We start from the raw sequence: 20859 nt of genomic DNA on the forward strand, positions 1-20859 counted from the left end.
CCGGAGCATCGCTCCGGCCGGTCTCGTCGTGGGCGGGCGCCGAGGCGCCCGGGGCTCAGCCCTGCTTCTTGAGGCGGCTCGTCATGCGCGCGCGGGCGTTCGCATCGAGCTCCACCTTGCGGATGCGGACGACCTCGGGGGTGACCTCGACGCACTCGTCCTCGCGGGCGAACTCGAGGCACTCCTCGAGCGTCAGCTGACGCGACGGCGTCATCGACTCGAAGGTGTCGGAGGTGGACTGACGCATGTTGGTCAGCTTCTTCTCCTTGGTGATGTTGACGTCCATGTCGTCGTTGCGCGAGTTCTCGCCGATCACCATGCCCTCGTAGACCTCCTCGGTGGGGTTCACGAAGAAGGTCATCCGCTCCTGGAGCGCGATGATGGCGAACGGGGTGACGACGCCGTTGCGGTCCGCGACGATCGACCCGTTGTTGCGGGTGACGATCGCGCCGGCCCACGGCTCGTAGCCGTGCAGGATCGCGTTCGCGATGCCGGTGCCGCGCGTGGTGGTGAGGAACTCGGTGCGGAAGCCGATCAGGCCGCGCGACGGGACGATGAACTCCATGCGGACCCAGCCGGTGCCGTGGTTCGACATGCCGTCCATGCGGCCCTTGCGGGCGGCGAGGAGCTGCGTGATCGCGCCGAGGTACTCCTCCGGAGCGTCGATCGTGAGGTGCTCGAAGGGCTCGTGCGTCTTGCCGTCGACCTGGCGGGTGACCACCTGGGGCTTGCCGACGGTCAGCTCGTAGCCCTCGCGGCGCATCTGCTCGACGAGGATGGCCAGCGCGAGCTCGCCGCGGCCCTGGACCTCCCAGGAGTCGGGGCGTCCGATGTCGACGATCTTGAGCGACACGTTTCCGATGAGCTCGCGGTCGAGGCGGTCCTTGACCATCCGCGCCGTGAGCTTGTGGCCCTTCACCTTGCCGACGAGCGGCGAGGTGTTGGTGCCGATCGTCATCGAGATCGCCGGGTCGTCAACCGTGATGGCCGGCAGCGGGCGGATGTCCTCGGGGTCGGCGATGGTCTCGCCGATGGTGATCTCGGGGAAGCCCGCGATCGCGACGATGTCGCCGGGGCCCGCGGACTCGGCCGGGTAGCGGTCGAGCGCCCTGGTGATCAGCAGCTCGGTGATGCGCGCGTTGGTGTGGGTGCCGTCGTGGTGGACCCAGGCGACCGTCTGCCCCTTCTTGATCGTGCCGTTGAAGACGCGGAGGAGGGCGAGGCGGCCGAGGAACGGCGACGCGTCGAGGTTGGTGACGTGGGCCTGGAGGGGCGCGTCGTCGTCGTAGGTCGGCGCGGGGATGTGCTTGAGGATCGCCTCGAACAGCGGCTCCAGGTCCTCGGCGTCCGGCAGCGTGCCGTCCTCGGGCTTGTTCGCCGAGGCGCGGCCGGCCTTGCCGGAGGCGTAGACCACGGGGACGTCGAGGATCGCGTCGAGGTCGAGGTCCGGCACGTCGTCGGCCATGTCGGAGGCGAGGCCGAGGAGCAGGTCCTGGCTCTCGGCGACGACCTCGTCGATGCGCGCGTCGGGGCGGTCGGTCTTGTTGACCAGCAGGATGACGGGGAGCTTCGCCTCGAGCGCCTTGCGCAGCACGAAGCGGGTCTGGGGCAGCGGGCCCTCGGATGCGTCGACGAGGAGGCAGACGCCGTCGACCATCGACAGGCCGCGCTCGACCTCGCCGCCGAAGTCGGCGTGGCCCGGGGTGTCGATGACGTTGATGGTGATGGGACCGTCGCTCGCGTGCTTGCCGCTGTACGAGACAGCGGTGTTCTTCGCGAGGATCGTGATGCCCTTCTCGCGCTCGAGCTCGTTGGAGTCCATCGCGCGCTCGTCCACGTGGGCGTGCGCGTCGAAGGAGTTCGTCTGCTTGAGCATGGCGTCGACCAGCGTGGTCTTGCCATGGTCGACGTGGGCGACGATCGCGACGTTGCGCAGGTCGGAGCGGGTGGCACTTGCCATGGATACGGACTCGTCTCGTGTTCTCGTGCAAAAGGGGGACCATCCATCGTACCGCAGCGAGGCGTCCGCACGGCGAAGGGCCCCGGATCCCCGCTCCGGAGGGCTCCGAGGAGCGCTCCAGGCGGGGCCGGGGCCCAGGTGACGGTCGGTCAGACCGCGAACTCGATGCCGGCGCCGGGGATGGCGTCGAGCAGCTCGCGGGTGTACTCCTGCTGCGGCGAGTCGAACACGGTGTCCGTCGGGGCGTGCTCGACGATCCTGCCCTTCTGCATCACGCAGACGTCGTCGGCGATCACGCGGACCACCGCCAGGTCGTGCGTGATGAACAGGTAGGTCAGCCCGAGCTCGGCCTGCAGGTCGGCGAGGAGGCGGAGGATCTGCGCCTGGACGAGGACGTCCAGAGCCGACACGGCCTCGTCGAGCACCACGATCTCCGGCTTCAGCGCGAGCGCGCGGGCGATCGCCACGCGCTGGCGCTGGCCGCCGGAGAGCTCGTTCGGGTACCGGCTCGCGATCACGCGCGGGAGGGACACCTGGTCGAGCAGCTCGAGGACGCGCTCGCGCTGCGACGTCCGGTCGCCGACCTTGTGCACCCGCAGCGGCTCCGAGATGGTGTTGCCGATGTTGTGCAGCGGGTCGAGCGAGCCGTACGGGTCCTGGAACACCGGCTGCATGGAGCGCCGGAGCGCCAGCATGTCGCGGCCCTTGAGCTTCTCTGTCCGGCGACCGGCGATCGAGATCGCTCCGGACGTCGCCGTCTCGAGGCCCAGCACCAGGCGGGCGATCGTCGACTTGCCCGATCCGGACTCGCCGACGAGCGCCGTGGTGGTGCCCTTCGGGATCGAGAACGACACGTTGTCGACGGCGGTGAAGTCCTCGGCCTTCAGGCCGCCGCGGCGGATCTTGAAGACCTTCGTGAGGCCGTCGACCTCGATCATCGGGGCGCCCGAGGCGACCGCGGCGGCGTGGTGCGCGACGCCCGTGCCGACAAGGTCGACCTCGCGGACGGCCTCCGACTCGCCGGGGACCGACTCCACGGCGCGACCGGCCGTCGACTGGATGCGACGCGACGCGAGGCTGGGCGCCGCAGCGATCAGGCGCTGCGTGTAGGGGTGCTGCGGGTTCTGCAGCACCTCCACCGAGGCGCCGGACTCGACGATGCGGCCCTTGTACATGACGATGAGCTTCTCGGCGCGCTCGGCGGCGAGGCCCAGGTCGTGCGTGATGAAGAGCAGCGCGGTGCCGTCGGTCTTCGTCAGCGTCTCGAGGTGGTCGAGGATCCGGCGCTGGACCGTGACGTCGAGCGCCGAGGTGGGCTCGTCGGCGATCAGCAGCTGGGGAGCCGCGGCCAGGCCGATGCCGATCAGCACGCGCTGGCGCATGCCGCCCGAGAACTGGTGCGGGAACTGCTTGAGGCGCTTCTCCGCGTCGGCGAGGCCCGCGTTCTGCAGGACCTCGATCGCCTTGGCGCGCACCTCCTTGCGACCGGTCGCGAGGCCGTTGGCCTTGATGGTCTCCTCGACCTGGAAGCCGACCGACCACACGGGGTTCAGGTTCGACATCGGGTCCTGCGGGACGTAGCCGATCCGGCGGCCGCGGATGTCCTCGAGCTCGGTCCTCGTCGCCTTCGCGAGGTCCTTGCCGTCGAACAGCACGGAGCCGGCGGTGACCTGGCCGGTGCCGGGGAGCAGGCCGATGATCGCGGCGGCGGTCGTCGACTTGCCGGAGCCCGACTCCCCCACGATCGCGACGGTCTGGCCGTGTTCGATCGTGAGGCTCACGCCGCGGAGGGCGGGGACCAGTCCGCTGCCGGTCTGGAAGCCGACCTCGAGGTCGGTGACCTCGAGCAGCGGCCCCTGCGGTGGGTTCGGTGTCGTGGCGGTCATCGGAGGGCCCTCGCCTTCGGGTCGAGCGCGTCGCGGAGCGACTCGCCGAGGAGGATGAAGCTCAGCACCGTGACCGTCAGGGCGATCGACGGGTAGATCAGCGTCTGCGGGTTGGTGCGCAGATCGCGCTGGGCCTGGCTGATGTCGTTGCCCCACGACATGACCGAGCCGGGCAGGCCGACGCCGAGGAACGACAGCGTCGCCTCCGCGGTGATGGCCGCGCCGAGCGAGATCGTCGTGACGACGATGACGGGGGCGATCGAGTTCGGCAGCACGTGCCGGAACAGGATCGCCATGCGGGAGAGGCCGGTCGCGGTGGCGGCGCCGACGAAGTCGGCCTGCTTCACGCGGAGGACCTCGGAGCGCAGGACGCGCGCCGTCGTCGGCCAGGCGAACGCGCCGATCGCCAGGGCGATGACGAACACGTTCCGGTAGGCCGAGAAGACAGACATGATGACGACCGCGGCGAGGATGTAGGGGATCGAGAAGAAGATGTCGCCGAGGCGCATGATCACGGTGTCGACCCAGCCGCCGAAGAAGCCTGCCAGCGCGCCGCCGATGACGCCGGAGACCGTCGTGATCACGATCACGATGAGGCCGACGGTCAGCGACGTGGACGTGCCGTGGATGATCCGCGAGAAGACGTCGCAGCCCTGCTTGGTGTAGCCGAGCAGGCTGCCGTCGCCGGGGCCCTGGTTGCTGAACGAGAGCGCGCACTGGCGGGGGTCCACCGAGGTGAACAGGCCCGGGAACAGCGCGACGGCGATGATGACGAGGATCAGGACGCCCGAGATCCAGAACATGGGCCGCTTGCGCAGGTCGCGCCACGCGTCGGTCCAGAGGTTGCTGGGCTTCTCGTCGAGGCTGACGGCGTCGACCGACGCGATCGGCGTCTCCTCGAGCGGGGCCACGAAGTGGTCGATGCGGCGGGCCTTCTGCGCGCCGCCGGTGGACTCATTTGGCATAGCGGATCCTCGGGTCGAGTACGGCGTAGAGCAGGTCGACGAGGATGTTCACCACGAGGTAGAACAGCACCATGACCGTGACGAAGGAGACGACGGTCGGCCGCTCACCTCGGATGATCGCCTGATAGAGCGTGTTCCCGACTCCGGGAACGTTGAAGATGCCCTCGGTCACGGTCGCGCCGACGATCAGGAGGCCGAAGTCGGCTCCGAACTGCGTCGTGACCGGGATGAGCGAGTTGCGCAGGACGTGCACGGGGATGACGCGGCGTCGCGAGAGCCCCTTGCTGTACGCGGTGCGGACGAAGTCCGAGCCGGCCGTCTCGATGACCGAGCCGCGCGTGAGGCGGATGGCCGACGCGACCACGAACAGGGCGAGCACGATCGCGGGCAGCAGCAGCCTCTGGAACGACGCGTCGGCTCCGACGGTCGGAGGGAACCATCCCAGCTGGATCGCGAAGAAGGACTGCGCGATGAAGCAGAGCACGAAGATCGGCACCGACACGAGCAGGAGGCTGACGACCAGGGCGCTCGCGTCGAAGAAGCTGCCCTTGCGCAGACCGCTGATGAGGCCGATGGTCAGGGCGACGACGATCTCGATGACGATCGCCATCATGGCCAGCGTCAGGGTGACCGGGAAGGTGCGGGCGAGGATCTCGTTGACGGACTGGCCGGAGAACGAGATGCCGAAGTCGCCGCGGACGACGCCTCCCAGGTAGTACAGGTACTGGACGAAGAAGGGCTCGTTCAGGTGGTACTGCTCCTCGAGGCGGGCGAGGAGTGCGGGGCTCGGCGTCTTGTCGCCGAAGAGCGACAGGAGCGGGTTCCCCGGCATGGAGAAGACCATGAAGTAGATGAGGAACGTGGTGCCGATGAGCACGGGGACGGCTTGCAGGATGCGTCGGACGATGTAGGCGAGCATGTCAGCCCAGCCGGTTCCGGAGTCGCATGGATGGGGACCTCATTCGATTGTGACCGAAACAGGGCGCTCCGCCCGTGCCGCGACCTGGTGGCCGACGGCACGGGCGAAGCGCCCCAGTGGTTCGAGCTTAGTTCTTGGTGATCTCGTAGTAGAGCGGCACCGAGTTCCAGCCGAACTCGACGTTCGACACGCCCTCGCCGTAGCCGCCGGTCACGTTCGCGTACCACAGGGGCAGCGACGGGAGGTCCTTGAGGAGGATCTCCTGGGCCTGCTGGAACGTCTTGTTCGCAGCGTCGGCGTCGGCGTCCGACAGGCCCTGCTGGAGCAGGGTGTCGAACTCGGGGTTCGAGTAGTCGCCGTCGTTGGACGAGGCGCCGGTCACGTAGAGCGGTCCGAGGAAGTTGTAGAGGCTCGGGTAGTCGGCCTGCCATCCGGTCCGGAACGCGGTCTCGATCGAGCGGTCGACGATCTTGGTGCGCGCCTCGGCGAAGGTCGGGTACGCGTCGCCCTCGGCGTCGATGCCCAGCGTGTTCTTGATCGAGTTGGTCACCGCGTCGACCCAGCCCTGGTGGCCGCCGTCGGCGTTGTAGGCGATCTTGAAGGTGCCGTCCCAGGGGCTGATCGCGTCGGCCTGAGCCCACAGCGCCTTGGCCTCGTCGGGGTTGTACTCGAGCACGTCGGCGCCGGAGAGGGCGTCGCTGTAGCCGTCGATCACCGGGGAGGTGAAGTCGGAGGCCGGGGTGCGGGTGCCCTCGAAGATCACGTCGGTGATCTCCTTGCGGTCGAAGGACATCGAGATCGCCTGGCGGCGGAGCTGGCCCTCCTCGCCGTCGAAGTGCGGGAGACGGCCCGGGATGGTGAAGGACTGGAACACGGCCGAGGGCTGGTTCACGGCGCGGTCGCCGAGGTCGCTCTCGAAGGTGCCGAAGGCGGAGTCCGGGATCTGGTCGATCACGTCGACGTTGCCGCCGAGGAGGTCGGCGTAGGAGGCGTCCTGGGTGGCGTAGAAGACGATCTTCAGGCCGCCGTTCTGGGCCTCGCGGGGGCCGGTGTACTCGTCGTTCTTGACGAGCTCGATCTGGACGTCGTGCTGCCACGCGTCGTCGCCGTCGAGCTTGTACGGGCCGTTGCCGATCGGGTTCTCACCGAAGGCGGCCATGTCGTCGAACGCGGCGGCGGGCAGCGGGTAGTACGCCGAGTAGCCGAGGCTGATCGGGAAGTCCGACTGGGGGGACTTGAGCGCGACGGTGAAGGTGGTGTCGTCCACGGCCTTGAGGCCGGTGAGCTCGCTGTCCTCGGTGTCGCTGAAGCCCTCGAAGTTCGAGAAGAACGACGCGCTGAGCTGGTTGTTCGACAGCTTGGCGCCGTAGTTCCAGGCGTCGATGAACGAGCTGGAGGTGACCGGGTCGCCGTTCGTGAAGGTCAGGCCCGACTTGATCGTGATCGTGTAGTTCTGCGCGTCGTCCGACTCGATGGACTCGGCGACGTCGTTCTCGGGGGCGCCCTTGGCGTCGTAGTAGACCAGGCCCGCGAAGATCTCGTCGAGGATCTTGCCGCCGCCCACCTCGTTGGTGTTCGTCGGGATCAGCGGGTTCTGCGGCTCGGAGCCGTTCGTGGAGATGATCGCGGCGGCGTCGCCTCCCGATGCACCTCCGCCCGAGTCGTTCGAGCTGCTGCAGCCGGCCAGGACCAGCGTGCTCGCGGCGACGAGCGCCAGAGCCCCGAATCCGTAACGTCTGATGTTCACTATTCCTCCAGTGATGTGGGGGCGCGCGAGAAGTGGTTTCCCTGACGCGTGGAGTGCCGTGCGCGTGGCGACGGCGGCGGCGCACGAGACTGGTGGCCGTCGCGCGGATGCCTTCAACGAGACTATGTATTCGCCCGCTATCTGCACAAAAGCATGTGGCAACCGTTACACAGCGGTAACCGGGAGGTGGAATCCTTGCGCTGTTCTGCACGAAACGTGCGTACCGGGCGGCCGTCGCGCAACACATCGACTTCAGAGGAGACGCACGGAGTGTCCACCGACCTGTCAGGATCCGCGCCCGGACGGCGCCGGATCCGCATCGAGATCCTGCTGGTCCTCGGGCTCTCGCTGGGCGCCTCCGCGGTCTACTCGGTGGTCTCCATCGCCAACCGGCTCACCCGCTCGACCGCACTGGCCGACCAGACCGCGACGATCAACGGCGCCCTCAGCGACCGCCCGGGCTTCGACCTCGTCTACCAGCTGCTCGCGCTCTTCTTCGACCTGGTGCCGGTGGCCCTCTGCGCGTTCCTGCTCTGGCAGAGCTCGGGCCGTCCGCTCGGGCGCCTGGGGCTCGACCTGCGCCGGCCGTTCGCGGACCTGGGGACCGGGACCGTCCTCGCGGTGGCGATCGGCGCGCCGGGCATCGCGCTGTACGCCGTCGGACGCGCGCTGGGCATCACCGTGGCGGTGGTGGCCTCGCCGCTGGACGCGTACTGGTGGACGGTGCCGGTGCTCGTGCTCTCCGCGATCCGGGCGGGAGTGCAGGAGGAGGTCGTCGTGATCGGGTACCTCTTCGCCCGCCTGGGCGATCTGGGCTGGGGGCGGTGGCGGATCCTGGTGACCAGTGCGCTGCTCCGGGGCAGCTACCACCTGTACCAGGGCATCGGGCCCTTCATCGGGAACGTGGTCATGGGCCTGGTGTTCGGACTGTTCTACCAGCGCTTCGGCCGCACCCTGCCCCTGGTGATCGCCCACTCGATCATCGACATCGTCTCGTTCGTCGGGTACCCGTTGGCCGTCGCCCTCTGGCCCGAGCTGTTCGCGCCGCCGGCTCCGCGGACGTGACGTCGGACCGATCGCATCCGAGGAGCCGCAGGACCGCGCCGCGGCTCTCCACTGCCGCGGCGTGACGCCCGCACGGTGGAGCTGCTCGCTCGTCACTACTCCGTCGAGCCCTGCCTGCCGGCACCTCCACCACGCGTTCCACACGGTCGGGCTCCCTCGTGCATCGGAGTCGCCGTGCGCCGTTCCCCCCGGATCGGGAGGACTGCGCCCCACTCCGCGCCTGTGAGGGACCGACGGTGCCCGCAACCGAGGGTCGGAGAGCCGAGGACGGGCTCGGGGCTCCGTTCCTGCTCTCTCACCCTCGGTTGCGGACGAGCGCGTGCGGGCGGATCAGGCGAAGGCCTCGATGGGCGGGCAGGCGCAGACGAGGTTGCGGTCGCCGTAGGCCTGGTCGATCCGGCGGACCGGCGGCCAGTACTTGCCGCGCACCAGCGAGCGGACCGGGTAGACGGCCTCCTCGCGGCTGTACGGGTGCGTCCACTCCTCGGCCGTCAGGCACTCGGCGGTGTGCGGGGCGCCGCGCAGCGGGTTGTCGTCCACCGGCCACTCCCCCGCGCCGACGCGGTCGGCCTCGGCCCGGATCCCGATCATCGCGTCGATGAAGCGGTCGATCTCGGCGAGGTCCTCGCTCTCCGTCGGCTCGACCATCAGGGTCCCGGCGACGGGGAAGCTCATGGTCGGCGCGTGGAAGCCGTAGTCGACGAGGCGCTTGGCGACGTCGTCCACGGTCACTCCGGTCGCCGCCGTCAGCGGGCGGATGTCGAGGATGCACTCGTGGGCGACGAGCCCGTTGTCCCCCGTGTAGAGCACCGGGTAGTGCTCGCGGAGGCGCGCGGCGACGTAGTTGGCCGAGAGGACGGCCGCCCCGGTCGCGGCCCGCAGGCCCTCCTCGCCCATCATCCGGGCGTACGCCCACGAGATCGGCAGGATGCCGGGGCTGCCGTAGGGAGCTGCCGACACCGGTGCGCCGCCGTGGACGATCCGCTCGCCCTGCGTGCCCACGCCGTGCTCGAGCCGCTGCGCGAGCGGGTGGCCGGGCAGGAACGGCGCGAGGTGCGCCTTCGCGGCGACGGGACCGACGCCGGGACCGCCTCCACCGTGCGGGATGCAGAACGTCTTGTGCAGGTTGAGGTGCGAGACGTCGCCGCCGAAGTCTCCGAAGCGGGCGAAGCCGAGGAGCGCGTTGAGGTTCGCGCCGTCCACGTACACCTGTCCGCCGGCCTCGTGGACGAGGCGGCAGATCTCGGCGACCTCGTGCTCGTAGACGCCGTGGGTCGACGGGTAGGTGATCATCAGCGCGGCGAGGGAGCCCGCGTGCTCAGCGATCTTCGTCCGGAGGTCGTCCAGGTCGACGTTGCCGAGCTCGTCGCAGGCCACGACGACGACGCGCATGCCGGCGAGGACCGCGCTCGCGGCGTTGGTGCCGTGTGCGCTCGAGGGGATCAGGCAGACCGTGCGGTCCTCGTCGCCGTTCGACCGGTGCCAGCCGCGGATCGCCAGCAGGCCCGCGAGCTCGCCCTGCGAGCCGGCGTTGGGCTGGAGCGACACGGAGTCGTAGCCGGTGAGGTGGGCGAGCCACCCCTCCAGCTGGTCGATCAGCGCCAGGGAGCCCTGCACGTCCGCCTCGGGGGCGAACGGGTGCAGGCCCGCGAACTCGGGCCAGCTGACCGCCTCCATCTCGGTGGCGGCGTTGAGCTTCATGGTGCAGGAGCCGAGCGGGATCATGCCGCGGTCCAGCGCGTAGTCCGAGTCGGCGAGGCGCTTGAGGTAGCGCATCATCGAGGTCTCGCTGTGGTGGCTGCTGAAGACCGGGTGCACGAGGAAGGGCGTGCGGCGGTCGAGCTCGGCGGGGATGCTCCGCGCAGAGCCGCCGAGGAAGCCGAACGACGAGTCCAGCTGCCCGACGGCGGTCGCGACGGCGATCACCTCGAGGTCGGTGACCGTCTCGTCGATCGACACCGAGACCGTGTCGGCGTCGACCAGGCGCACGTCGAAGCCGGCCTGGCGGGCGCGGGCGACCGCCGCCTCCGCGCCGCCGGGCACGACGACCGAGACGGTGTCGAAGAAGTCGGCGTGCCGGAGAGGGTGGCCCCGGTCGAGGAGGAGGCGCGCGAGGAGCGCGGCCCGGCCGTGCACGCGCTCGGCGATCGCGGCGAGCCCGTCCGGCCCGTGGTAGACCGCGTACATCGCCGCCATGACCGCCAGGAGGACCTGCGCGGTGCAGATGTTCGAGGTCGCCTTCTCGCGGCGGATGTGCTGCTCGCGGGCCTGGAGGGACAGGCGGTAGGCGGGGTGGCCGTCCGCGTCCTGGCTGACGCCGACGAGGCGGCCGGGCAGCTGGCGCTCGAGTCCCTTGCGGACGGCGAGGTAGCCGGCGTGCGGTCCTCCGAAGCCCAGCGGGACGCCGAAGCGCTGCGTGGTGCCGACCGCGACGTCCGCGCCGAGCTCGCCCGGCGAGCGCACCAGGGTCAGCGCGAGCAGGTCGGCGGCGACGACCGCCAGGCCTCCGTGTGCCTTCACCGCGGCGAGCACCGCCGACGGGTCCCAGAGGTGCCCGGACGCGCCGGGGTACTGCACGAGGGCGCCGAAGCACTCCGGCACCTCCTCCGCGGCGGTGCGCGAGAGCGGGAGCTCGACGATGCGGATGCCGACGGCCTCCGCCCGGCCGCGCAGCAGCGCGAGGGTCTGCGGGAGAGCGTCGGAGTCGACGACGAAGACGTCGGTGCGCGCCTTCGAGGCGCGGCGCGCGAGCAGCATGGCCTCGACGACGGCCGTGCCCTCGTCGAGCATCGACGCGCCGGCCGTGTCGAGGCCGGTGAGGTCGGAGACCATCGTCTGGAAGTTGATCAGCGCCTCCAGGCGCCCCTGCGAGATCTCGGGCTGGTACGGCGTGTAGGCCGTGTACCAGCTGGGGTTCTCGAGCACGTTGCGCTTGATCACCGCGGGGGTGTGCGTGCCGTAGTAGCCGAGGCCGATCATCGGCCGACGCACCGTGTTCCTCGCGGAGAGGGCGCGCAGCTCGGCGAGCGCCTCCGTCTCGGTGGCCGGAGCGGGCAGCACCTGCGGGAGGTCGCGGACGTGGATCGACTCGGGGACGGCGGCGGTGACGAGCTCCTCCACGGAGTCGTACCCGAGAGCCGCGAGCATGGTGCGCTGCGCGTCGGCGTCGGTCCCGATGTGACGGGACTCGAAGGCGCCGGGGGTCCTGGTGGCCGCCATCTACTCGCCGACCAGCTCGGTGTAGGCGGCGGAGTCGAGGAGGCCGTCGGGCAGGGCGTCGAAGCGGACCCGGATCAGCCACCCCTCGCCGAACGGGTCGGAGTTGACGAGCTCGGGGCTGTCGACGACGGCCGTGTTGGCCTCGAGGACCTCGCCGTCGACGGGGGCGAACAGCTCGCCCACCGACTTGGTCGACTCGATCTCGCCGACGACGCTGCCGCCCTCGACGCGGGCTCCCGCCTCGGGGAGCTCGACGAAGACGACGTCGCCCAGCTTGTCCGCGGCGTAGGCGGTGATGCCGACGGTCGCGACCTCTCCGTCGACCCGGATCCACTCGTGGTCGGAGGTGTACTGCAGCTCGGTGGGCACGGCCATGTCAGTTCTTCTTTCTCGAGTAGAAGGGGAGCTCGGTGACGGTCATCGGGAGGCGCGTGCCGCGGATGTCGACGGCGAGCGCCGTCCCGGGCTGCGCGGAGGCGGGGGCGACGTAGGCCATCGCGATCGGGACGCCCAGGGTCGGCGAGAGGACGCCGCTGGTGACCACTCCGACCTCGTCGTCGCCGGAGAGGACGGTGTAGTCGGCACGGGCGGCGCGGCGGCCCTCGCCGACGAGCCCGACGAGCACGGGAGCGTCTCCGGAGGGACCCTCCTCGCTGGCCGCGCGGCCGACGAAGTCGATCGGCTTCCCGAAGGCGACGACGCGGCCGAGGCCGGCCTGTGCGGGGAAGACGTCGCGGGAGAGTTCGTGGCCGTAGAGCGGCATGCCCGCCTCGAGGCGGAGGGTGTCGCGGGCGGCGAGGCCGGCGGGGACGAGGCCCGCTCCGGCGCCGGTCTCGGCGAGAGCCTGCCAGAGCGTGGGAGCGGAGTCGGGCGAGACGTAGATCTCGAAGCCGTCCTCGCCTGTGTACCCGGTGCGCGCGATCAGGATCGGGTGCGCCTCGAAGGTCGCGGGCACGGCGCGGTAGTAGCGCAGCTCCGCGAGCAGGCGGGCGGCGTCGTCCGCGTCGAGCACCGACTCCGCTCCCCGCTCGGTCTCGACGGCGAGGCCCTGGACGTTCTGCAGGATCTCGAGCGAGCGCGGGCCCTGCAGCGCGATGAGGGCGACGTCGTCGCTCTCGTCGAACAGCTCGCACTCGAACATCGCGGTGCGGTCGCGGAGCGTCTCGACGACGATGTGCCGGTTGGCCGCGTTCGCGACGACCATGAAGCGGTCCTCGCCCGTGCGGTAGACGACGAGGTCGTCGATCACGCCGCCCGTGCGCTCCAGGAGAAGGGTGTACTTCGCGCGGCCGGCGGCGACGGCCGAGATGTCGCTCGCCAGCGCGTAGTCGAGGGCGTCGACCGCCTCGGGGCCGACGACGAGGATCTCGGCCATGTGCGAGAGGTCGAAGAGGCCGGCGGCGGTGCGCACGGCGTGGTGCTCGGCGAGATCGCCGGAGTAGCGGACCGGCATCTGCCACCCGGCGAAGTCGGTGAAGGACGCGCCGGCGGCGACGTGCACCTCGTGCAGGGGCGAGTAGCGGGCTTCGGGGCTGGTCGTCGGGGTCTCGGACATGAGTTCTCCATTTCGTCGCAGTGCTGGACTCGCGCCGCGTTCGCGGCAGAGCACAGCAGTGCCGTGGGAACTCCCCCTCTGTCGTGGAGCCTGAGAGATTCGCGCCGCCCCGAGGGGTCGAGCGCTTTCACCATGGGCGGATCCGAGCGGATCGCTTTCCAGAGTGGCCAGTTCGACGCGGTACAAGACCTGAGAGATTGGCGGGGAGGCTTGCTCCTTCGGTGCCGACCGGAGTCGGCTCTCCCGCGTCGCGTATTGCGGCCCGGTATTCGGTTGTGCGGTCAGCCTAGCGGGCGGGGCGGGCCCGTAGCGGCGTGTCGCTTCTCCCGCTAGGTGTTCAGGTGTTGGTGACACTAAGGTGATCCCAGCACTTACAGTCGGTGCGACTCTTAGTAGGGGGCATCGGATGCCGGACGTGCAGCTCGCCGTGTCGACGGTGATCTTCGCCCTGCGGCCGCACCCGGTGACCGGAGCGAGCACCGTCTGGATCCCCGTCGTCCGGCGCATCCGCGAGCCGTTCGAGGGACTCTGGGCACTGCCCGGCGGACCGCTGCATCCGGACGAGGATCTCGCCGAGTCGGCCCGCCGCACTCTCCGCGAGACCACGGGCCTGGCTCCGCGCTACCTCGAGCAGCTCTACGCGGTCGGCGGCACCGACCGCTCCCCCGGTGAGGACCGCGTCGTGTCGATCGTCTACTGGGCGCTCGTGCGCTCCGCCGAGGCCGACGAGGCCATCGTGGGAGAGAACGTCGCCTGGCTCTGCACCGATCTGCCGCTCGAGCTCGCCTTCGACCACGGACTGATCGTCGACTACGCCCTCTGGCGCCTGCGCAACAAGATGGAGTACTCCCGCATCGCGCAGGCCTTCCTCGGCGGCGCCTTCACCCTGTCCCAGCTGCGGGAGGTCCACGAGGCCGTCCTGCAGAAGCCCCTCGACCCGGCCAACTTCCGCCGGACGATCGAGAGCTCCGGCACCGTGGTGCCCACCGGGGAGCGCCTGACGGGCACCCGCCACCGTCCCCCGCGCCTCTACCGCTACGACGAGTCGGCGGCGCTCGTCGACAACGGCCCGCTGCCCGTCTGAGCGCGCCGCCCGACTCCCCCACCCGCCTCACGAGGAGAACACCGTGACATCCGTCGACAGCACCATCCGGCTCATCGAGGGCGGCTCCGCGCCCGGCGCCACCTGCGCGCCCGAGCTCGCGGAGGCCCCCTGGTCGTTCGACCTCGGCCTGCCCGCCTACGGGCCCGGCGCCTCCCAGGCCGACCCGATCCCGGCCGACGCCCCGGTCCAGGGACGTCTGCCGGAGGAGTACACGACGGCGAGCGCCGACGAGCTGCACCACCGCATCCTCGCGGCGAAGGAGACGCTCGGCGAGCGGGTCGTCGTGCTCGGGCACTTCTACCAGCGGGACGAGGTGGTGCAGTACGCCGACTACGTGGGCGACTCGTTCCAGCTGGCGAAGGCGGCGACGAGCCGGCCCGACGCCGAGGCCATCGTGTTCTGCGGCGTGCACTTCATGGCGGAGACGGCCGACATCCTCTCCGGACCGGAGCAGGCCGTGATCCTCCCGAACCTGGCGGCCGGCTGCTCGATGGCGGACATGGCCGACATCGACTCCGTCGAGGACGCCTGGGCCGAGCTCACCGAGCTCTACGGCACCGAGCCGGACGCCGACGGCCGCGTGCCGCTCGTCCCGGTCACGTACATGAACTCCTCCGCCGCGCTGAAGGCGTTCTGCGGCCGAAACGGAGGCGTGGTCTGCACCTCCTCGAACGCGGCGACCGTGCTCGAGGACGCGTTCGCGCGCGGGCAGCGGGTGCTGTTCTTCCCCGACCAGCACCTCGGCCGCAACACCGCCAAGGCGATGGGCGTGCCGCTGGAGCGGATGCCGATGTGGAACCCGCGGAAGCCGCAGGGCGGCTCCGACACCGCGACGCTCCTGGACGCGCAGGTGATCCTCTGGCACGGATTCTGCTCGGTGCACAAGCGCTTCACGACGGCCCAGATCGCGAAGGCGCGCGCCGAGCACCCGGGCGTGCGCGTGATCGTTCACCCGGAGTGCCCGATGGCGGTCGTCGACGCGGCCGACGAGTACGGCTCGACCGACTACATCGTGAAGGCGATCCAGGCGGCACCCGCGGGATCGACCTTCGCGATCGGCACCGAGATCAATCTGGTGCAGCGCCTCGCCGTCCAGTACCCGCAGCACACGATCTTCTGCCTCGACGACGTGGTCTGCCCCTGCTCGACCATGTACCGCATCCACCCCGGCTACCTCGCCTGGGTGCTCGAGGGACTGGTCGCGGGGACGGTGCTCAACCGCATCGAGGTCGCGGAGTCGGTGCAGGCCGAGGCGCGCATCGCCCTCGAGCGGATGCTCGCGGCCGTTCCGCCCGCCGGGCCGGCGGCGGTCTGACATGGCGCGGGTCGTCGTCGTCGGCAGCGGCATCGCCGGGCTGGTCGCCGCGCTGACGGCGCAGCGCCGCCACGAGGTGCTGCTCGTCACCAAGGGCGCGCTGGCGGAGTCGTCGACGCGCGCCGCGCAGGGCGGGATCGCCGCGGTCACGGCGCCGGGCGACTCCGTGGCGCTGCACGTGGAGGACACGCTCACCGCCGGTGCGGGCCTCGCCGTGCGCTCGGCGGTCGAGGTGCTCTGCGCCGAGGGGCCGGAGGCGGTCGCGGTGCTGCAGGAGTGGGGCGTCGGCTTCGACCGCGAGGGCGGCGAGCTGGCGGGGGGACTCGAGGGCGCCCACTCGCGTCCGCGGATCCTGCACGCCGGCGGCGACGCGACGGGCGCCGCGATCGAGGCCGCTCTCGTGGCGGCGGTGCGGGCCTCGTCGGTCGAGGTGCGCGAGCACGCCGCCCTGGTCGACCTGGTGCGGGAGGGCGGCTCGGTCACGGGCGCCGACGTCCTGCACGACGGCGTGCTCGAGCGCCTGGCGGCCGACGCGGTCGTGCTGGCCACCGGAGGCGCCGGGCAGCTCTACCGGCACACCACCAATCCGTCCGTCGCGACCGGGGACGGGCTCGCCGCCGCCCTGCGGGCAGGAGCGGAGACGGCGGACCTGGAGTTCTACCAGTTCCACCCGACCACGCTCGCGCTGCCGGGCGGCTTCCTCGTCTCGGAGGCGGTGCGCGGCGAGGGCGCGGTGCTGCGCGACGCCGCGGGCGAGCGGTTCCTGGCCGGGGTGCACCCCGAGGCAGAGCTGGCGCCGCGCGACGTCGTGGCGCGCGCGATCGCGGAGCGGATGCGGCTGCAGGGCGGGCTGCCCGTGCACCTGGACGCCCGGGCGATCGACCCCGAGGTGCTGGCGAAGAGGTTCCCGACGATCTCGGCGGCCTGCCGCGAGAACGGGCTCTCGCTCGCCGACGACCTGCTGCCCGTGACTCCGGCCGCGCACTACTGGATGGGCGGGATCGCGACCGACCTGGAGGGGCGCACCAGCCTCCCCGGGCTGCTCGCAGTGGGCGAGGTCGCCCGCACCGGCGTCCACGGCGCGAACCGCCTCGCCTCCAACAGCCTGCTCGAGGGCGTCGTGTTCGCGCGCCGCGCGGCGCTCGCCCTCGACTCCCTCTCCTGGAGCGGCGGCCCGGTCGCCCCTCCCCGCGCCGTCGTCCCGATGACGCTCGACCGCACCGCTCTTCAGGACGCGATGTGGGCGGGAGCCGGCCTCTCCCGGGACGCGGCGGGGCTCACAGCGGCGCGCGACGCGCTCGTCGCCTCCGCGTCGCCCGCTCCGCTCGGACTGAGGACGCTCGAGGACGCGAACCTGCTGACCTGCGCCCTCGCTCTCATCGACGCCGCGCTCGCGCGCACGCACTCCGTCGGCGCCCACCACCGCACCGACTCCTCCGACCCCGCGACGGCGAGCGCCGCCGCCCCCACCAGAGAGGCGGCCCTTCCGTGCTGACCCGCCAGAGCATCGACCGCGTCGTCACCCTCGCCCTCGAGGAGGACGCGCCCTGGGGCGACCTGACCTCCGACACCCTCCTCCCCGCGGACGCCACCGCGAGCGCAGCCCTCGTGGCCCGCGAGCCCGGCGTCTTCAGCGGCGGCGCCGTCCTCGTCGGCACGATGCTGCAGGTCGACTCCCGGATCCGCTGCTCGGTGCTCGTGGAGGACGGCGCGGTCTTCGAGGCCGGGCAGACCCTCGCCCGGATCGAGGGCCCCGCGGGCGGCGTGCTCCGCGGCGAGCGCGTCGCGCTCAACCTCGTGCAGCGGATGAGCGGCATCGCCACCCTGACGGCGCAGTACGTCGCCGCGGTGGAGGGGACGCGCGCCCGCATCGTCGACACCCGCAAGACCACGCCGGGCCTGCGCGCGCTCGAGAGGCACGCCGTCCGCAGCGGCGGCGGCCGCAACCACCGCTTCTCGCTCTCGGACGCGGTGCTGGCGAAGGACAACCACCTCGCGGTGCTCGCCGCGCGCGGGATCGACCTGACCGCGGCCCTGCGGGCCGCGCGCGCCTCGATCCCGCACACGGCGCACCTCGAGGTCGAGGTCGACCGGCTCGACCAGATCGAGCCCGCGCTGGCGGGAGGCGCGGACACGATCATGCTCGACAACTTCACCCCCGAGCTGCTCCGCCAGGGCGTCGCCCTCATCGGCGGGCGGGCCGTGGTCGAGGCGAGCGGCGGCGTCGACCTCTCGACCGTGCGCGCGATCGCGGAGGCGGGGGTCGACGTGATCTCCGTCGGCGCGCTCACCCACAGCGTCCGCTCGCTCGACCTCGGCCTGGACATCGCGGTCGAGTGATCTACCTCGACCACGCCGCGACCTCGCCCGTGCGCCGCGAGGTGCTGGAGGCCATGTGGCCGTTCCTCACCGCCGAGTACGGCAATCCGTCGAGCAGCCACTCGCTCGGCGACGCCGCGGCGCGCGCGCTGGAGGCGGCGCGCGCTCACGTGGCCCGCTTCCTCGGCGGCCGCGCCTCCGAGACGCTCTTCACCTCCGGCGGCACGGAGTCGATCAACACGGCGGTCAAGGGCCTCGCGCTGGGATCGCCGCGCGGACGGCACCTGGTGATCTCGGCGCTCGAGCACGAGGCGACCGTCGAGTCGGCCGACCACCTCCGGCGCCTGCACGGCTTCGAGGTGTCGACGGCCCCCGTCGACGCGACCGGCCTGCTCGACCTCGACGCGCTCGCCGCGCTGGTCCGGCCGGACACCGCACTGGTCTCGGTGCTCGCGGCGAGCAACGAGATCGGGACGGTGCAGGACGTGCCGGCGATAGCGGCGCTCTGTCGATCGCGGGGCGTGCCGCTCCACGTGGACGCCGTCCAGGCCGCCGGCTGGCTGGACGTCGCGGGCTGGGGCGCCGACGCGGTCTCGGTCTCGGGGCACAAGCTCGGGGCGCCGAAGGGCGTGGGGGCGCTGCTGCTGCGCAGCCGGCTCCCGTTCGAGCCCCTGCTGCACGGCGGCGGCCAGGAGCGGGAGCGGCGCTCGGGCACCGAGAACGTGGCCTTCGCGGTCGCGCTCGGCACCGCGGTGCGCCTGCTCGATCCGGACCGCGCGGCGCGGGTCGGAGCGGTCCGGGACGCGTTCGCCGAGCGGGTCGCGGCCCTGGCGCCCCGGGCCGTGCCGCTGGGCTCCACGGCGCACCGGCTCCCCTCGATCGCCGCGTACGCCGTCCCCGGGCGCAGCGGCGAGTCGACGCTCCTCGAGCTGGAGGAGCGCGGAGTCGTCGTCTCGAGCGGCTCGGCGTGCGCCGCCGGGCGCGACGAGCCCTCGCCCGCGCTGCTGGCCCTCGGCCTTGACCCCGACGTCGCCCGGACCGCCGTGCGGTTCAGCTTCGGCGAGGGCTCCACGCTCGAGGAGGCCGAGGCCGCGTCCTCCGCGCTCTGCGCGGTCCTCACCTGAGACCTCTCGCAGCGGATCCCCGTCGATCGGGAATGTCCGGGGCGTCCGCCGCTGTTCTCCCTCCGTACCCCGCATCCGCGCCCGCGAGTCGAGCCGTCGATGCGCCCCTCACACCGATCCCCCTCACGACCGGAGAACACCTGTGACCGAGCGCAGCACCCTTCCCGCCGCGCGGCCCGCCGCACCCGCCGCCGGCTCGACCCTCGAGCCGCGCAGCCGCCTGGTCATCAGCCTCCTGCTGGTGTCGGCGTTCGTCGTGATCCTCAACGAGACGATCATGAGCGTGGCGCTGCCCGACCTCATGCGCGACTTCGACGTCGAGGCGCACGTGGGCCAGTGGCTCTCGACCGCCTTCATGCTCACGATGGCCGTCGTCATCCCGATCACGGGCTACCTGATCCAGCGGCTGCACACCCGCACGCTCTTCGCCGCCGCGATGATCCTCTTCAGCCTCGGCACGCTCACCGCCGCGCTCGCCCCGACCTTCGCGGTCCTCCTGGCGGCCCGCGTGGTGCAGGCCGGCGGCACGGCCATCATGATGCCGCTGCTGATGACGACCGTGATGACGCTGGTGCCCCCGGCGATCCGCGGCCGGATGATGGGCAACATCTCGATCGTCATCTCGGTGGCTCCGGCCGTCGGACCGACGATCTCGGGCGTCATCCTCAACTTCCTCGGCTGGCGCTGGATGTTCTGGATCGTGCTGCCGATCGCGATCGGCGCGCTGCTCCTGGGCCTGCGCAAGGTCGAGAACGTCACCGAGCCCCGCTCCATCCCGATCGACTCGCTCTCGGTCGTCCTCTCGGTCTTCGGCTTCGGCGGCCTCGTCTACGGCCTGTCGAGCCTCGGCGAGGGCGGAGCCGCGGTCGTCGCGCCGTGGATCCCGTTCGTCGTCGCGGGCCTCGGCCTCGCGGGCTTCATCGCGCGCCAGCTCCTGCTGCAGCGCACCGACCGGGCCCTGCTGGACCTCCGGACCTTCTCCTCCGCGAACTTCACCATCGTCATCGCGATGATGGCGGTCAGCATGTCGGCGCTCTTCGGCACGCTGATCCTGCTGCCCCTCTACACGCAGAACGTGCTGGGCCTCACTCCGCTGGAGACCGGGCTGCTCCTGCTCCCCGGCGGCCTGCTGATGGGCCTGCTCGCGCCGTTCGTCGGCCGCGGCTACGACCGCTTCGGCCCGCGCGTGCTGCTCGTGCCCGGCTCGATCGTCGTCGCCGGCGCTCTGTGGGGGTACACCCTGCTCGCGGCGGACTCGTCGCCCTGGTTCGTCCTCTCGCTGCACGTCACCCTCAGCCTGGGCCTCGCCTTCGTCTTCACGCCGCTGTTCACCGCCGGCCTCGGCTCGGTGCGCCCCTCGCTCTACTCGCACGGCAGCGCGATCATCGGCACCGTGCAGCAGCTGGGCGGCGCGGCGGGCACGGCGCTGTTCGTCACCGTCCTCTCGATCCGGTCGGCGGAGCTCGCGCAGGGCGGAGCCGACGAGGTCGCCTCCTACGCCGGCGGCATCCACTCCGCGTTCCTGTGGGGCGCGTCGATCGCGACGGTCGCGATCGTGGCCGCGTTCTTCGTCCGCCGCCCGGCGGAGTCGGACGCGCCGCTCCCGATGGCGCACTGAGCCGGGCGGGCCGACCCCGCCTGTTCACCTCCGCGTCACCCCGCCTCCCTACGGTGTCGCCC

General features: G+C 71.4%; 15 protein-coding genes and 1 riboswitch. Of the genes, 7 read left to right on the plus strand and 8 right to left on the minus strand.

Annotated elements, in window-relative coordinates:
* Nucleotides 1–55 precede the first annotated feature (55 nt).
* From typA to C5C49_RS02295, 5 genes are all read right to left on the minus strand, one after another.
* Nucleotides 56–1960 carry a translational GTPase TypA gene (gene typA / locus C5C49_RS02275; protein WP_104225544.1) on the minus strand — a complete coding sequence of 635 codons (1905 nt, stop codon included), beginning with the start codon at nucleotides 1958–1960 and terminating at the stop codon, nucleotides 56–58.
* A gap of 149 nt (nucleotides 1961–2109) precedes the next feature.
* Nucleotides 2110–3846: an ABC transporter ATP-binding protein gene (locus C5C49_RS02280; RefSeq protein ID WP_104345325.1), complete on the minus strand. Its 1737-nt coding sequence runs from the start codon at nucleotides 3844–3846 to the stop codon at nucleotides 2110–2112.
* The gene (locus C5C49_RS02285; protein ID WP_104222976.1) at nucleotides 3843–4811 is read right to left on the minus strand and encodes an ABC transporter permease; all 969 of its coding nucleotides are present in this window, start codon (nucleotides 4809–4811) and stop codon (nucleotides 3843–3845) included. Before C5C49_RS02285 ends, C5C49_RS02280 begins: the two co-directional genes overlap by 4 nt.
* Complete coding sequence (locus C5C49_RS02290; RefSeq protein WP_104222975.1) at nucleotides 4801–5730, minus strand: ABC transporter permease; 930 nt, start codon at nucleotides 5728–5730, stop codon at nucleotides 4801–4803. The genes C5C49_RS02285 and C5C49_RS02290 overlap by 11 nt, the downstream gene beginning before the upstream one ends.
* A gap of 127 nt (nucleotides 5731–5857) precedes the next feature.
* A complete protein-coding gene (locus tag C5C49_RS02295; RefSeq protein WP_104222974.1) occupies nucleotides 5858–7477 on the minus strand; it encodes an ABC transporter substrate-binding protein in 1620 nt (539 codons plus the stop codon).
* A gap of 270 nt (nucleotides 7478–7747) precedes the next feature.
* On the opposite strand from C5C49_RS02295, the gene C5C49_RS02300 reads away from it, so the two are divergent.
* Complete coding sequence (locus tag C5C49_RS02300) at nucleotides 7748–8542, plus strand: CPBP family intramembrane glutamic endopeptidase (RefSeq protein WP_258059269.1); 795 nt, start codon at nucleotides 7748–7750, stop codon at nucleotides 8540–8542.
* Between the two features lie 330 nt (nucleotides 8543–8872).
* Here the strand turns inward: C5C49_RS02300 and gcvP are convergent, their stop codons facing one another.
* Genes gcvP through gcvT form a run of 3 tightly spaced genes read right to left on the minus strand, consistent with a single transcriptional unit; the run spans nucleotide 8873 to nucleotide 13316 of the window.
* Nucleotides 8873–11761, minus strand: a complete 2889-nt coding sequence (gene gcvP / locus C5C49_RS02305) for an aminomethyl-transferring glycine dehydrogenase (RefSeq protein ID WP_104345326.1) — start codon at nucleotides 11759–11761, stop codon at nucleotides 8873–8875.
* On the minus strand, nucleotides 11762–12136 hold the full coding sequence (gene gcvH, locus C5C49_RS02310; RefSeq protein WP_104237541.1) for a glycine cleavage system protein GcvH: 375 nt from the start codon (nucleotides 12134–12136) through the stop codon (nucleotides 11762–11764). It abuts the gene before it with no gap.
* A gap of 1 nt (nucleotide 12137) precedes the next feature.
* Nucleotides 12138–13316 (minus strand): glycine cleavage system aminomethyltransferase GcvT, encoded by a 1179-nt coding sequence (gene gcvT, locus C5C49_RS02315; RefSeq protein WP_104345327.1) that lies wholly within the window; start codon nucleotides 13314–13316, stop codon nucleotides 12138–12140.
* A gap of 168 nt (nucleotides 13317–13484) precedes the next feature.
* Nucleotides 13485–13572, minus strand: a riboswitch (glycine riboswitch).
* A gap of 150 nt (nucleotides 13573–13722) precedes the next feature.
* Between gcvT and C5C49_RS02320 the strand changes: the two genes are divergently transcribed.
* The 6 genes from C5C49_RS02320 (at nucleotide 13723) to C5C49_RS02345 (ending at nucleotide 20797) form a co-directional block, all read left to right on the plus strand.
* A complete protein-coding gene (locus tag C5C49_RS02320; RefSeq protein WP_104345328.1) occupies nucleotides 13723–14400 on the plus strand; it encodes an NUDIX domain-containing protein in 678 nt (225 codons plus the stop codon).
* 43 nt (nucleotides 14401–14443) lie between these two features.
* Nucleotides 14444–15736, plus strand: coding sequence for a quinolinate synthase NadA (nadA, locus tag C5C49_RS02325; protein ID WP_104222968.1), 1293 nt, complete (start codon nucleotides 14444–14446; stop codon nucleotides 15734–15736).
* Nucleotide 15737: 1 nt separating this feature from the next.
* Nucleotides 15738–17231 carry an L-aspartate oxidase gene (nadB, locus tag C5C49_RS02330; protein ID WP_104345329.1) on the plus strand — a complete coding sequence of 498 codons (1494 nt, stop codon included), beginning with the start codon at nucleotides 15738–15740 and terminating at the stop codon, nucleotides 17229–17231.
* On the plus strand, nucleotides 17225–18076 hold the full coding sequence (nadC, locus tag C5C49_RS02335; protein ID WP_104345330.1) for a carboxylating nicotinate-nucleotide diphosphorylase: 852 nt from the start codon (nucleotides 17225–17227) through the stop codon (nucleotides 18074–18076). The genes nadB and nadC overlap by 7 nt, the downstream gene beginning before the upstream one ends.
* Nucleotides 18073–19179 (plus strand): cysteine desulfurase family protein, encoded by a 1107-nt coding sequence (locus C5C49_RS02340; protein WP_104345331.1) that lies wholly within the window; start codon nucleotides 18073–18075, stop codon nucleotides 19177–19179. The genes nadC and C5C49_RS02340 overlap by 4 nt, the downstream gene beginning before the upstream one ends.
* Before the next feature lie 142 nt (nucleotides 19180–19321).
* Complete coding sequence (locus C5C49_RS02345) at nucleotides 19322–20797, plus strand: DHA2 family efflux MFS transporter permease subunit (RefSeq protein ID WP_104345332.1); 1476 nt, start codon at nucleotides 19322–19324, stop codon at nucleotides 20795–20797.
* Nucleotides 20798–20859: the final 62 nt, after the last annotated feature.

The organism is Rathayibacter sp. AY1E2, assembly GCF_002932325.1.
Classification (GTDB): Bacteria; Actinomycetota; Actinomycetes; order Actinomycetales; family Microbacteriaceae; genus Rathayibacter.

Bases quoted from the DNA above. Each gene is read 5' to 3' on its own strand.
- typA (WP_104225544.1), bottom strand. From the start codon at position 1,960: ATGGCAAGTGCCACCCGCTCCGACCTGCGCAACGTCGCGATCGTCGCC.
- C5C49_RS02280 (WP_104345325.1), bottom strand. From the start codon at position 3,846: ATGACCGCCACGACACCGAACCCACCGCAGGGGCCGCTGCTCGAGGTC.
- C5C49_RS02285 (WP_104222976.1), bottom strand. From the start codon at position 4,811: ATGCCAAATGAGTCCACCGGCGGCGCGCAGAAGGCCCGCCGCATCGAC.
- C5C49_RS02290 (WP_104222975.1), bottom strand. From the start codon at position 5,730: ATGCTCGCCTACATCGTCCGACGCATCCTGCAAGCCGTCCCCGTGCTC.
- gcvP (WP_104345326.1), bottom strand. From the start codon at position 11,761: ATGGCGGCCACCAGGACCCCCGGCGCCTTCGAGTCCCGTCACATCGGG.
- gcvH (WP_104237541.1), bottom strand. From the start codon at position 12,136: ATGGCCGTGCCCACCGAGCTGCAGTACACCTCCGACCACGAGTGGATC.
- gcvT (WP_104345327.1), bottom strand. From the start codon at position 13,316: ATGTCCGAGACCCCGACGACCAGCCCCGAAGCCCGCTACTCGCCCCTG.
- C5C49_RS02320 (WP_104345328.1), top strand. From the start codon at position 13,723: ATGCCGGACGTGCAGCTCGCCGTGTCGACGGTGATCTTCGCCCTGCGG.
- nadB (WP_104345329.1), top strand. From the start codon at position 15,738: ATGGCGCGGGTCGTCGTCGTCGGCAGCGGCATCGCCGGGCTGGTCGCC.